Annotated in this window: 14 protein-coding genes; 3 read left to right on the forward strand and 11 right to left on the reverse strand. The window is 62.1% G+C overall.

Features of this window, described 5'->3' with window-relative positions; translation table 11 throughout:
• Positions 1-2235 (reverse strand): UPF0182 family protein (locus tag FNJ47_RS04025; RefSeq protein ID WP_165445520.1); only part of this gene is annotated, 2235 nt, incomplete at its 3' end.
• Between the two features lie 268 nt (positions 2236-2503).
• On the opposite strand from FNJ47_RS04025, the gene FNJ47_RS04030 reads away from it, so the two are divergent.
• The 3 genes from FNJ47_RS04030 (at position 2504) to FNJ47_RS04040 (ending at position 5256) form a co-directional block, all read left to right on the forward strand.
• Entirely contained in the window at positions 2504-3847 is a 1344-nt protein-coding gene (locus FNJ47_RS04030; RefSeq protein ID WP_163150855.1) for a site-specific integrase, read from the forward strand.
• A 26-nt stretch (positions 3848-3873) separates the two neighbouring features.
• Entirely contained in the window at positions 3874-4461 is a 588-nt protein-coding gene (locus FNJ47_RS04035) for a hypothetical protein (RefSeq protein WP_163150856.1), read from the forward strand.
• A 78-nt stretch (positions 4462-4539) separates the two neighbouring features.
• A complete protein-coding gene (locus FNJ47_RS04040; RefSeq protein WP_163150858.1) occupies positions 4540-5256 on the forward strand; it encodes a hypothetical protein in 717 nt (238 codons plus the stop codon).
• A 124-nt stretch (positions 5257-5380) separates the two neighbouring features.
• On the opposite strand, the gene FNJ47_RS04045 is transcribed toward FNJ47_RS04040, so the two are convergent.
• From FNJ47_RS04045 to FNJ47_RS04090, 10 genes are all read right to left on the reverse strand, one after another.
• Positions 5381-5761, reverse strand: coding sequence for a DUF1515 family protein (locus FNJ47_RS04045; protein ID WP_163150861.1), 381 nt, complete (start codon positions 5759-5761; stop codon positions 5381-5383).
• Positions 5758-6084, reverse strand: coding sequence for a hypothetical protein (locus FNJ47_RS04050; RefSeq protein ID WP_163150863.1), 327 nt, complete (start codon positions 6082-6084; stop codon positions 5758-5760). The genes FNJ47_RS04045 and FNJ47_RS04050 overlap by 4 nt, the downstream gene beginning before the upstream one ends.
• Complete coding sequence (locus FNJ47_RS04055) at positions 6071-6472, reverse strand: hypothetical protein (protein WP_163150865.1); 402 nt, start codon at positions 6470-6472, stop codon at positions 6071-6073. Before FNJ47_RS04055 ends, FNJ47_RS04050 begins: the two co-directional genes overlap by 14 nt.
• Entirely contained in the window at positions 6469-7722 is a 1254-nt protein-coding gene (locus FNJ47_RS04060; protein WP_163150867.1) for a peptidoglycan-binding protein, read from the reverse strand. The genes FNJ47_RS04055 and FNJ47_RS04060 overlap by 4 nt, the downstream gene beginning before the upstream one ends.
• 173 nt (positions 7723-7895) lie before the next feature.
• Positions 7896-8255, reverse strand: coding sequence for a hypothetical protein (locus FNJ47_RS04065; protein WP_163150869.1), 360 nt, complete (start codon positions 8253-8255; stop codon positions 7896-7898).
• 2 nt (positions 8256-8257) lie between these two features.
• Complete coding sequence (locus FNJ47_RS04070; RefSeq protein WP_163150871.1) at positions 8258-9982, reverse strand: hypothetical protein; 1725 nt, start codon at positions 9980-9982, stop codon at positions 8258-8260.
• 141 nt (positions 9983-10123) lie between these two features.
• Positions 10124-10492 (reverse strand): hypothetical protein, encoded by a 369-nt coding sequence (locus FNJ47_RS04075; RefSeq protein ID WP_163150873.1) that lies wholly within the window; start codon positions 10490-10492, stop codon positions 10124-10126.
• Positions 10489-11043 carry a hypothetical protein gene (locus tag FNJ47_RS04080; RefSeq protein WP_163150876.1) on the reverse strand — a complete coding sequence of 185 codons (555 nt, stop codon included), beginning with the start codon at positions 11041-11043 and terminating at the stop codon, positions 10489-10491. Before FNJ47_RS04080 ends, FNJ47_RS04075 begins: the two co-directional genes overlap by 4 nt.
• Positions 11040-11429 (reverse strand): hypothetical protein, encoded by a 390-nt coding sequence (locus FNJ47_RS04085; RefSeq protein WP_163150878.1) that lies wholly within the window; start codon positions 11427-11429, stop codon positions 11040-11042. Before FNJ47_RS04085 ends, FNJ47_RS04080 begins: the two co-directional genes overlap by 4 nt.
• Positions 11430-11443: 14 nt before the next feature.
• Positions 11444-11881 carry a hypothetical protein gene (locus tag FNJ47_RS04090; protein WP_163150880.1) on the reverse strand — a complete coding sequence of 146 codons (438 nt, stop codon included), beginning with the start codon at positions 11879-11881 and terminating at the stop codon, positions 11444-11446.
• Between the last annotated feature and the right edge of the window lies 1 nt (position 11882).

The following is an 11882-nucleotide window of genomic DNA, read 5'->3' on the forward strand; positions in this document are numbered from 1 at the left end:
GATCATGTTGTCGCGGCGGCTCGGCACCATGGGAACCATGAGGAAGAACTCGGCCCGCGCCTCGCCGGGCAGCCGCATGATGATGTAGTAAGGATTCATCACCGAGGTGCCGCCGCCGCTGCCCGGCTGGCGCGGGAATTGCCAGAGATCCTCGCGATTGTAGAACACTTCGGCGGCCTCCATGTGGTAGGTCTGGAACAGCCGCGCCTGAATCAGGAACAGGTCCTCCGGATATCGAATGTGCTTCTGCAAGTCCGCAGGCATCGCCGCGAACTGCTTGAACAAGTGCGGAAAGATGCGTGCGTAGGTCGCCGCAATCGGGTCCGTAGCATCCATCAAATAGAAATCGACGGTCCCGTGATAGGCATCGATGATGACCTTCACCGAATTCCTGATGTAGTTGAGATCGAAATCCTGCGCAGGCGGCGCCGACGGAAAATAGGAACTCGTCGTATACGCGTCCTGTATCCAGAACATCCGCCCGCCGCTGATAACCAGATAGGGATCATGATCGAGCATGAGGAACGGCGCGATCGCGGCTACCCGCTCCCGAATATTGCGCCAGATCATGATCCGGCTCTCCGGCGTGATGTAGTTCGAGAGCAAAAGGTTCGGGTCGTTGAGGTAGTACGCGAACAGCGTTCGCCACGCCACTGAGCCGATCGGAATGCCGCCAGCGCCCTCATACTCCGCATAGACGTTGTCTTTGCCTTTCGGATAATCAAACTCCGGCGCACTTCCCTTGACGATGACGTAGTCGTCGCTCTCCTCGCCGAAATAAATGCGCGGCTCGACGATCCTGGGGCCTCCGTCCGCTACCGGCGGAATGTCCCGCAAATAGAACAGCGGCAGACCCTCGGTGCTCTTGCGGGTGACCGGGCTCATCACCGCGCCATTGCCGTGGGTGAACAGCACGTGGCGATTGACCCATGTCTGTGCATTTGGCGGCAGGAGCGAGGAGCGCAGCTCACGCGCCGAGAGCATCACACTCTGGTAGGAATCGTCGAGCCAGTAGCGGTCAACGTCGAGATCATGGAATCTGTAGTAGGTGCGGATCTCCTGCAACTGCGCGTAGGTATCCGACAAGGGCAGCCAGTCCCACAGCCTGATATTATCGATTGTCGCCTTGTTGGCGTCGAGCGTCTTGAGGGTAAGCTTCTGTTCGGCGGCAAAGGGCTTGGCTACGATCTTGTCGAGATCGTATGCCTGCCGGGTGAGCGCGATATTGCGTTCGATGTAGGGCTTCTCCAGCTCCAGCTCGCTTGGCTTGACGAAGAATTGCCGGAACAGCGCGGGGACGACGCCGGACAAAGCCAGGGCGCCGACGGCGACGAGCATGACCGCTACCGCCGGAAGCCGGTAGCCGCGCACCCGCAGGTTTGCCCACGCGACGAGCGCCGCGGTGATCGAGAGGGCGATCATGAGCCACAGGGCCGGCAACCCCACATGCACATCGGTGTAGCTTGCGCCGACGACAACGCCGTTGTCGCCGTAGAGCAGCAGATAGCGGTCGAGAGCGTAGGACCAGGCCTTCACCGCGAAGAGAAGGCCGAGCAATGCCGAACCGTGGGCGATCGCCATGGGCGACATCGACCGGCGATGAACGTCGTATTCGATATCGCCGCGAGCCCAATAGATCGTTGCGGCGAACAGCGCGCTCAGGACCAGGGTGAGCAGGAACCAGTTCTTGATCAGGACATAGGCGGGCAGCGAGAACAGGTAGAAGCCGAGGTCCTTGTTGAAGAGCGGCTCGTCTGCGCCATAGGGCGCCTGATAGAGATACCTCAGGAAGATGCCCCAATAGCCGACTTCGGCCGCCGCGACGAGCAGCGCGAGCAACGCTGCCCCGCCTGCGACGATCGCCGGCCACGGCAGTCGATCTAACAACCGCGCAAACGGATCCAGCGGCGCGCTGCCCGCGACCTGCCAGACGGACGCCGCGGCAACCTGTGTCGACCGCTTGCCGGCTAAACGCAGCGCGAGACACCCGTTCACCCCGAGGATGAGAGCCGTTCCCGTCCAGACCGCAGCAAAGGTGGCAGCCTTGGCGCCGATGGTTGTCCAGAAGATTTGCAAATAGCCGACCGACGAAAACCACAGCCAGTCGACCAGGAAATCGCTCGCGAGCGCGAGCAGGATCAACCAGATCACAATGGCAATGGTCGCAAGGATCAGCCCGACCACGCCACTTTGTCGTGGTGCCTTCCGTTCGGGTCCGGTAATCCCGATCGTCATGGCCGCAATGATAGCGGAAATGAGGGGCGTCTGCCCGCTTGATTGGGGCGGGGATTATACGGAGCGCAAAACAGCCCGCGCAAGATTACGCTCCCGGGACGGAGCCGCTTCGGACAAAGCTATGGAATGGCGCTGAAATGGCGCTCCCTAGCGGAGCGGCGGACCTCATCCGCGAACCTGTTGAAATCTCAGAAAAATCCCAAATTTATTGACTTTTGGCGGTAACTCCCTGGATGTTGGCGTGCAACAAAACGTCCAACAGGGGCCGATGCCAGAACGTCTGACCAAGAGAAAGGGATACTGGCATTTCGTGCGGCGCGTGCCGCCCGAATTCGCCTCGGTAGACCCGCGCGGGATCGTCAAGCAATCGACCAAGATCCGCGTCGCCGACGATCGGTCTGGCATCCGCGCGGGCCGGATCGCTGACCAGCTCAATATCGACCTGGAGGCGTCGTGGAGAGCCGCCGCGGGCCAGGGAACGCGGGATTCCATTGTCGCGCTCGAGGAGGCCCGGCAGCGGGCGCAGGCCCTGCAGCTGACCTACCGGCCGGTCGACGACGTCGCGAAAGAGGCCCTTGCGGAGATCCTTCGGCGGATCGACGCGCTTGCGGTCGGCGATCGGCGGCACGACCCCGCCACCGCCGCGGCTACCCTCGGCGGCGTCGAGCTGCCAGAGATCATGCTGTCCGGCCTGTTCGATGAATTCGAGATCGCCAAGAAAACCACGATCGCCAAGATGTCGCCGGGCCAGTTCAAGAAATGGAAGAACGGCAAGAAGCGCGCGATCGAGCTGCTCGTCACAGTCATCGGCGACAAGGCCATCACGCGACTGACCCGCGACGACGCCCTGAAATACACCGACCACTGGACCGAACGCGTTGTCGATGGCGAGGTCCTGGCAGCGACCGCTAATCGAAACCTGACGCATATCACCGGCATGCTATCCGCTGTCTCTAAGCGTCACCGGCTGAACCTCGATCGCGTGTTCGCCGGCGCCCGCCTCGAGGGCGACAAATCGAGGCCGCGGCCGCCCTTCTCGCCCTGGTGGATCGTCAACCGTATCTTGGCGGCCGGCGCGCTGGAGACCATGAACGACGAAGAGCGCGCCGTCGTCATGGTGATGATCAACACCGGCGCCCGGCCGAGCGAGGTGATCAATCTTCGCCGCAAGCACATTGTCCTCGACGGGCCCATTCCGTTCATCCGCGTGCGGCCCGACGATCGCGTCCTGAAAACCGCGTTCTCCGACCGAGACATCCCCCTGGTCGGCGTCTCGCTCGAGGCCATGCGGCAATTCCCGGACGGCTTCCCGCACTACCGCGACAAAGGCGACACTCTCTCGGCCGCGGTGAACGCGTATTTCTCCGACCACGGATTGCGCGAGACCGAAGCCCACACGCTCTATTCGCTACGGCACGGCTTCAAGGATCGCCTGCGCAGTGTCGAGACACCCGACGAGCTCAAGGACGAGCTGATGGGCCATGACACCAAGAAGCCAAAGTACGGCGACGGTCACGGGCTTGATCTGAAGCGGAAGTATATTCAACTGATCGCGCTCGCGCCGGGGATGCAGGTTGCCGCTCCGCTGGAGCTGGTGGCGGCAACGGGTTAACGGCTGTCCTTAAGGAGGGAAATCGCTTGAGCGAAACCGAGACCACAAGCCAGCTCTCCGAGACTGACCGGTTTTATCTGCTGTACGGCAAGGCGATGGCCGCTTGGGCTCACATTGAACACGGGCTCGCACTTTGGTTTAGCCACTGCACCGGACTTGGATTCAAGACCGCCGAGAACTTGTTTTTTTCCAGCCGAGCCGGTTTTTCCTCTCGGTCGCGACTACTGCTCAGCGCGCTCCAGACGACAAAATTGGATGATGTGGCGCGGGAGTTCATTTCCGAAGCGAGGGAACGTGCTGACAGTTATTGTGGAGCTCGCAATCGTCTGGCGCATGGCGTGATGCATCCGAACCGCTCTGGCGACCAGCTCAATTGGCATATCAAGGAGCTTAGCCAGTGGGAGGGCAAGGAAGGTCTCGATGATCAGAAAATATTGCTTATCACGACCAATTTCGAAGCTCTGTCAGCTCTACTCAAGCACTCCTTTGTGATCGAGGCCAGGGGCGAGGAGCTGACCGAATTTCTCCGCCCGGTTTACACACTTCCAAACAAGGCGGATTCGACACTGCTGAGCAAAAAGCAACTAGAACGACTTGCCCAACTGCCAGGATAAGCGCTAGCCCCTTTCCCTCGCAGGGACGACATAGAATCGTAATAAAATCAATAAGCGAATTGCTCGCAGGACACACTGATGGAAATGGATCGAACGTCGGCCTTAGGCCTGTTCAACACTGCGCGCTCGTATTGGCGGTCCGCCGTGGGGCTGCAGCAGCTCCAGTTGAAGGTGACGCACCCAAGTGCGCCCGTAACCTTCCTCTTTTGTCACGGCATCGAGCTCTACCTAAAGAGCCTACTGCGCTTGAAGAACTACAATCTGGCGAAGCTGAAGGGCATCGGGCACAACATCAGCCGTCTAGGCGAAGAGAGCGAACAAAACGGCCTCGTGCTCTCAGCGGAGACAAGGGAGCTGCTCAGCCACATCAAAGAAGAAGACGTTGCGATGGACGCCCGTTACATCGTGACGGGGTTTAAGAGCGTGCCGACCGCTGAGGCGTTGTTCGAGGCTTGTACCGAGCTCGATAAATCGATCAGCGAAGCCTTGCGCGCCGAAGGCCAGCCGGTTCACCAACACCAATTTGCGGACCCACCGCCACCTCCGGTGGACCTTGATGACGACACCCTCAAGGTGCTGGTCTATCTTTTCAAACTTCCGAACTCAGACCACTCAGATTCACGCTACATTTCCGGGCATCTGGGAATCGATCGCAGCTACGTAAAATATCATCTCGATCAGCTCAGTGATCGAGAGTTCGCCATCCTCGGAGGGTTCAGTATGGATACCGGGGATCAGTATTGGTCGGTCACGCCAAAGGGCCGCGCCTATGTCGTCCGGAACAAGCTCGCCTGACAGGGGAACCGATTCGCCAAACCGGCCGAGGATCCCTATCAGTTGCGTTTTGGCCAGCGCCGAAACCCGTCACGCTATCCCGAGCCAAGCCGGGCGCTAGCCAGGCGTGGCCGCGCGCCCAAACTCAGTAATGCTTGACGTGAATGTCGACGAAGTTGGTCACGACCCAGACAACGCCGCCGCTCAAACCGACCGCGACCCAATAGAGCCAGCGGCTGACGTTTCTGACGCCGTCAGCCTGGACGCGCACATTCTGGACGGCCTGGACGGTCGGCTTCATGTCGGCGATCTCTTTCGTCGCCGTCGAGATCTGCGCGCCCATGGTCGTGACCTCGGCCCGCAGCGCCTCGACTTTCTGATGCAGATCCTTCCGCCCCTCGGAGGCTTTCTCCTCCATCCGTTGCCAGGTCTGTAGCAGCGTCGAGACCGTCGACTCGAGGCCGCCGATCTTGGCGGCCATCTGCAGCAAGGCGGCATTCACGCTCGCCATTTCGTCGCCGCTCATTTCGCCTTCTTTCGCTTGAAGAGGCCGAGGCGCGGCGCCGGCTTTTCCGCCGGCGCGATGCTCTCGCAGGCCAAGCCGTCGACGCGGCCGATGCCCTCGCGGACGTCCTGGTATTGGCAGACGGCGCGTCGCAGGCAGGCATTGACCTTTGCCAGCGCGGCGCGGTCGATTTTCCAGAGCCGCTCGATCTCGCCGGCGTCGAGCTCGCGGTCCGGCGTATCGACCGGCGCGCGCTCGCAGGCCGCGACGTCCGCCGGCAGCGCCGGAATGTTCGGCGCGTCCGGAGGCGGCGCCTGCAGCTTGTCGAGGCTACCGGACCCCACGCACCCGGCGAGACATGTCGCGAGTAAAACACTTGTTAGGATTAGCCGGCGTTGCATCGATTGCCCCCTGGTTGGATTTGAGCTGCTCCTCGGCCGCCGCAGCGCGCGTGGCATCGCGCTGCTGCAGGGCGTTGGCGAAAACGAGCTGGCGATCCTTCTCCTCGAGGCGCGCCTGCAATTGAGCGTTCTGCGCGGCGGTCTGCGCCGCCTCGCACTTGTCGTCGGCCGAGCGATATCCTGCGTTGTAGAGATGCACGGCGCCGGCGATCGCGCCGCCGCCGGCGAGCAGCGCCAGGCCGCCGGCAAACAGCGCGCCGGCAGCGAATGGCGAGAGGCTGACGCCGGCGACGCCCGCCAGGCGCAGGACGATTGCGACGATCCAGCTCATGCGTGTTTCCCCACGCGATAGTCAGCCACGCGGCGCTGCTCGAGCTTGTCGGCGACAATCCAGACCAGGACGCCGGCGCCGGCGATGACGGCGAGCGCAACGGCGCCGATCACGATCGCGTCGATCGCCGTCGACGACAGGCCGAGGCCGCCGACAGCGTCCTTTGCGGCCGAGACCTGCGTCGCCTTGTCAGTGATCCAGGTCAGCACGCCGGCGCCGCCGAGGCCTGATGCGCCGCCGAAGATTTTGCCGGCCCAGCGCTTGGCCCAATCGGTCAGCGCAATGGTCTGCGAGCCCTCGTCGCGGAGATCCTCGACCGTCGCGCTGGCGCGCGTCTCGGCCACCTGGCGCGGCGTCTGCGGCTTGCCGAGCTCGGCGATCAGCTGGTCGTCGATGTCAGGCGTCAGCGGCAGGCCGCGCGCGTTGCGATAGGCCAGGATCATTCCCTCGGTCCGACCCTGCGGCGATTGTTCGCCGTCGACCTGACCGACGTCGTAATAGCCGAGCTCGCGCAGCCGCCGCTGGACATAGGCGACGGCGTCCGGATCGACCGGCGCCGGCGTCGTCGCGAGCTTCGCATGCTCATGCGGATGCGACGTGGCGAGGCCATGCTCGAAAAGCGCCGCCTCGTCGTCGCGGCGGATGCGAACGCCCTTGCTGTCAGGCCAGAGCCGTTTCATCGATCGGATCAGGCCAGGGATCTTGGCGAGCTCGCCGCTGCCGATCGCCGCCTTGATCTGGCGCATCTCCGACCAGCGCGGTCCCGGCTTGTTGAAGCCGCCGGCGTCGCGGTTAAACGCGATCGAGAGGATGACGCCGATGCAATCCGGCGAGAGCTCGTCGAGACCAGGCAACAGCCGCCGGCAGATCGACAGGTAGCGCGGGATGTCATGGCTCGAGAACACCTCGAGCGCGACGTCCCAAGGGATATCGATCAATCCCCGCGTCTTGCGGCAATAGGCAGCAGCCTTGTCGCCGCGCAGGCCGGCGCCGCCGACCAGCACCTTAAGCATCGCGTCACTCACGCGCCCGCGCCAATCGGCGCGGATCTGCGCTGCGGTCTGCGTCCCGAAATCGTAGCCGATCGCGCCGGTCGGCCCCGAGTTGTCGCTCGGATGCTCGAGGACGGTCCGATAGCGCTTGTTATAAAACGCCTGGCTGGTGACCTCGGCGCTGACGATCAGGTCGAAGGCAGCGCGGGAGATTCCATGCAAATCGAGAGCGCTCGCAGAAATCGCTGCGTTGGTCATCGTGATAGTCCTTTGGGGGATGTTGAAGGTGACTAGAGTGCGAAAACGAGAATGACCACGAGCACCGTCGCGACGATGACGGTGCATCCAATGATTGCGATCCAATCTCTCCCGGCCTTCATAGCAGCAAGCTGACCGGTTGAGCCCTGACAACGTTGACTTGGATCAACTAGTCAGACCAGGGCGTTTGCGCGGATCAGGAGCTGGTCGACTTGCGCGTCAGAGAGGCCGAGGGCCGCGATCATGCGTTGCACCAGAGGATCTGCGCGCCGGAGCTCGGTCGCGAGATCCCATTCCTCCTGGACGGATTGGTCAGCCGCGATCGCGGCCTTGACGATCGCCCAATTGCCGAGCTCGTCGTAAGCCCGTTTCAGTCCGAGCTTGGTGCAAGAGCTCGGCACCAGCGACGGCGGATTGAGAAACGCGACCACCGCGGGATCATCATCAGCTATTTCCGTCGTGATAATTCCGGGCTGCTCACAAGCAAACCAGCCGACGATTTCGCCCGCATCATCGCGTGCAATATGACCCATAGTTACACCTTCCCGAACGGATCGAACCAACCGCGAGTAAAGATTTTCAATGCCGTATTTGCAGTCGTTGAACGCGCACACACCTGTTGCGCTAGGTTCGTCCAAACGCGAATTTCGGCCATGTTGCCGCTTGTAGTTGACGATGCTTCAACGCTTGTGCCGCCGGTATTGTAGCTTGGCGCATTGTCGAACATAGCGACGTCATGGACCCACCACACCGTGTTATAAGCGGTGTTCCAACCTACAACCGTAAGGATCGCTTGCACTTGGACGCCGGGCGGAACGCTTGCGAGTGTGAACGTTTGCAGCGCAGTAGAAAGATTAGCAATGTTGACGTCGACCGAAACGCCGGTCCACCAGAATTCCTGCCCTCGTTGCAGGGTGGGTGTCCATACGCCGCCGCCATACCATTGCGAACCGATGCGACGAAATAGCGTATACCCGCTAGGCAACGTCGGAGCGGTGGCACTGAGCGACGCGAGAACATCGACCGCGCTCGTTGTCGGATTTTTGATTAGATGAATATGATAGAAGCCGGCCGCGGCTGCTCCGGTATCGAGAATTCCGCCATTGTTGCCGGCGGACCAATTCGCGCCGATCGTTTTCGCAATCGGTGCGGCCAACACGATCATGTCCGACGCGGTGCTGTCCGTGGCGACACCGGCTGCGACGGTGAGCAAAGGCGAGGAGCCCGGCGTCGACATGCCAAGCCCATACCAATAACCGCGTATCACGCCCGGCACGCCAAGATTTTTGATAGCGGCCGGCTTGTTGGAAACGTCGGAAAGATTGTTCACCGACGAGAGATCGCCCGCGCCGGGCTGCCCGACACGGTTGAAATTCCAGTCTGCAAAGGTGCCGGCACCGGCGGTCCTGTCGACCGTCATCGTGATGATCTGCGCCGCGGGATCGTACAGACAAACGCCTTCCATCCAATTGGTCGGCGAGCCATTCGACGATGCGCGTAGGCGAACGCCGTTCTGGTATGAAAAGCCTGTGACGGCCGAGAACACTTTCGATCCGACGCCGATCGCGAGCGCGGTCCCGCTGGTCGCCTCCGTCGCGCTTTGACCAATGAGCAGCCATTTGCCGGCGGCCAGGTCGGTTGCGAACGCTCCTGACAGATGCGGGACGATGCACAGATAGATATTTTTGTTGAGCGGATGCACGACGACCGACGCCGGCGGCCCGACAACGTAATTCGTCGCGGTTGCCCAAGTCGTCGTATTGCTCCACGGCACAGGGCCAGTGTCGCCCTTGTCGCCCTTGGCCGCCAGGACCTGCCAGTAAGTCGCGTCGGGCGCGGGATGTCCCGACCCCGGCGCCGGGTTGATCCAGACATAGGACGTGCCGGCCGTCGTCTGCACGTCCCCAACCGAATAGACGGCCGCGTTGTCGTAGGCCCCGCGAAAGCTGAAACCCTTGTAGATGCCGAGATAGGTCCAGACGCCGGCGGCATGAACCCACATTTTCCCGGTCGACGGCTGCAGCGCATATTGGCCGTCCGAGCCGAGCGACGGATCAGGCGCGGCGAGCGACACGTCGACAAACCAAAAGAAGCCCGTCGTATTCAGCGCCGCGACAAGCGTCGAAACATCGGCCATCGCTTGCGCGCCGGCGATACGCTGCTGCGACACTCTCCAGACGACATAGGCGACGCCGGCCTGCGCGCCGCCACCCCATGGCGGAATGACGAGATGCGTCGGATCAGTGACGTCCGTGATCATCGTCTGAAAATTGCCGATCTGCAGGATGTCGCCAGGCCGAACGTTGGTCCCGGACCAGATGGTCCCGACGCCAGTGACGGCCGTTCCGTTCGCGGCGACGGAGATCGTCCCGGTTGAATAGCTTGTGAGCGCCGTCATTGGCTACGGTCCTTCCTGCATAAAGATGCGCGACGTCCGCGGCGCCGCGGTCGCGTCGGCCTCGGCCTCGATCGCCTCGAGCTCGGCGACGGTTTTTGCCGCCCGCGTGCGAACGACCATCGATCGCCGCTTGTTTTCCTTGGTCATGAGCTCGTCCGGCTTTGCCAGGATCGTCAGCGCCAGCGCCTGCGGCGTGACGCCCTCGACGGCTGCCGCCTCGGCGAATTCGGCTGATGGCTCGGCGCCGGCGGCAACAGACGCGGCCAGCGTGCGCTTGCGATCGTGCGCGACGTCATGGCCGTCGACCATGTAACGCTCATTGACGCGCGCCTCGACGCGCTTCCGCTTGACCTCGACGACGCTCACCCTCATGGCGCGATCGCCTCGACGTCCAGCCGCCTCACGCGATAGGGATGCGCCGGCACGACGAAAATCGCGTAGCTACCCGGATGATCGACCGAGAACTCGAGCTTTCCATCGGTCACATGCTCGGAGTGAACCATCGCGCCGTCGAGCACGACGGTCGCATCGAACTCCGCCGGCGCGACCGCGAGCTCGAGCAGATCCTCGCCGTCCGCCTTGACCGACCTGACCTCGCCGGAGATCTCGACGTCGAGTTTCGGCACCACCTGGCCGTCCTTCACCCAGGCGTCGGCGATATCGACCTCGCCGTCATAGAGAATGTGCGGGATGCCCATCTCTGCATATCGCTCCGACAGCACGTCCATTCCGATCTCGACCTGCAGCGTGACCGCCGTAATCATGCCGTTGTCGTCATGCCGGACGATGACTTTCGGCTTGCTGGCCGCGGCCGGCTCCTCGACCGTCTCCGGCGCCGTGCCGACCAAGGCCGCCTGCCCGTCACCACCAGCCGGCATGTAGCCGGCGACAGCCCATGCCGCGTCGAGCGTTACCCCCGTCATCCTGCGATCCTCCTGAAAAGCGCGTAGTACAGCCGGCCGACCTGGTTGCCGAATTTGAACCGGAACTGCAGCGACGAGGTCGTGACCTGCGCGTAAACCCAATAGTCGGAGCTGTTGCCCCGAAAGTTGGTAAAGCCCAGATACTGGCTCCCAGGCGCGAGTGTGATGTTTGTGTCCGTGTAGGCCGCCAGGAACGGGACAGCATCAAGCGTCGACGGGAAGAAAAACGTCGCGACAGAGTCCTGCGAGCTATCGAGTATCCCCGACGCAAAGAACTGATGCCCCGACCAACGTGAATCGAACACCATCTGGTCGATATTCGCAGTGGTCACGTCGACCCCCGGCAGGCTTACGCTCATTGCCGCGCCGGCGCCGGACTGGATCAAGACGCGCCTAACCATCAGAGACCAAGGCTGCGGTGGAAGATCATGTAATCCACATAGAAATTGTAGTCCTCGCTGGTGTTGTTCAGCGTGATCTTGTTGTTCCAGAACACCAGGCCCATGCCAACTTCGTAAGTGAAGACGCCGCTGACCGTGCCCTCGCGCGCTGCCATGCCGAGATTGTAGGGGTAGGCAACCACGCCGCCGTCGATATAGGCCTCGAACCAAACATAGGGCGTTCTGGTGAACGTCGCCGGATAGGGAATGTTCTGGTCGCCGCTGCCGATCGGCAGATAGATCGATCCCGACATGACGATCTGGTCATTCTTGGTTTCAGACCGCAGCAGAAAGTCTGCATTGCTCGAGGTCGCGAGGACGTCGACGCCAGGCCGCGACAGCCAAGCGCCATAGGCACCCAGAAACGAGTTGTAGCCCGCGTGAAAGCGCCGCGTCATC

This window comes from Bradyrhizobium uaiense (assembly GCF_010811875.1).
Taxonomy (GTDB): Bacteria; Pseudomonadota; Alphaproteobacteria; order Rhizobiales; family Xanthobacteraceae; genus Bradyrhizobium; species Bradyrhizobium uaiense.

What these genes read in the sequence shown, in the direction of transcription:
- FNJ47_RS04045 (WP_163150861.1), bottom strand. Translation starts at nt 5,761, where the DNA reads ATGAGCGGCGACGAAATGGCGAGCGTGAATGCCGCCTTGCTGCAGATG.
- FNJ47_RS04070 (WP_163150871.1), bottom strand. Translation starts at nt 9,982, where the DNA reads ATGATCACGGACGTCACTGATCCGACGCATCTCGTCATTCCGCCATGG.
- FNJ47_RS04060 (WP_163150867.1), bottom strand. Translation starts at nt 7,722, where the DNA reads ATGACCAACGCAGCGATTTCTGCGAGCGCTCTCGATTTGCATGGAATC.
- FNJ47_RS04080 (WP_163150876.1), bottom strand. Translation starts at nt 11,043, where the DNA reads ATGACGGGGGTAACGCTCGACGCGGCATGGGCTGTCGCCGGCTACATG.
- FNJ47_RS04065 (WP_163150869.1), bottom strand. Translation starts at nt 8,255, where the DNA reads ATGGGTCATATTGCACGCGATGATGCGGGCGAAATCGTCGGCTGGTTT.
- FNJ47_RS04040 (WP_163150858.1), top strand. Translation starts at nt 4,540, where the DNA reads ATGGAAATGGATCGAACGTCGGCCTTAGGCCTGTTCAACACTGCGCGC.
- FNJ47_RS04075 (WP_163150873.1), bottom strand. Translation starts at nt 10,492, where the DNA reads ATGAGGGTGAGCGTCGTCGAGGTCAAGCGGAAGCGCGTCGAGGCGCGC.
- FNJ47_RS04055 (WP_163150865.1), bottom strand. Translation starts at nt 6,472, where the DNA reads ATGAGCTGGATCGTCGCAATCGTCCTGCGCCTGGCGGGCGTCGCCGGC.
- FNJ47_RS04030 (WP_163150855.1), top strand. Translation starts at nt 2,504, where the DNA reads ATGCCAGAACGTCTGACCAAGAGAAAGGGATACTGGCATTTCGTGCGG.
- FNJ47_RS04090 (WP_163150880.1), bottom strand. Translation starts at nt 11,881, where the DNA reads ATGACGCGGCGCTTTCACGCGGGCTACAACTCGTTTCTGGGTGCCTAT.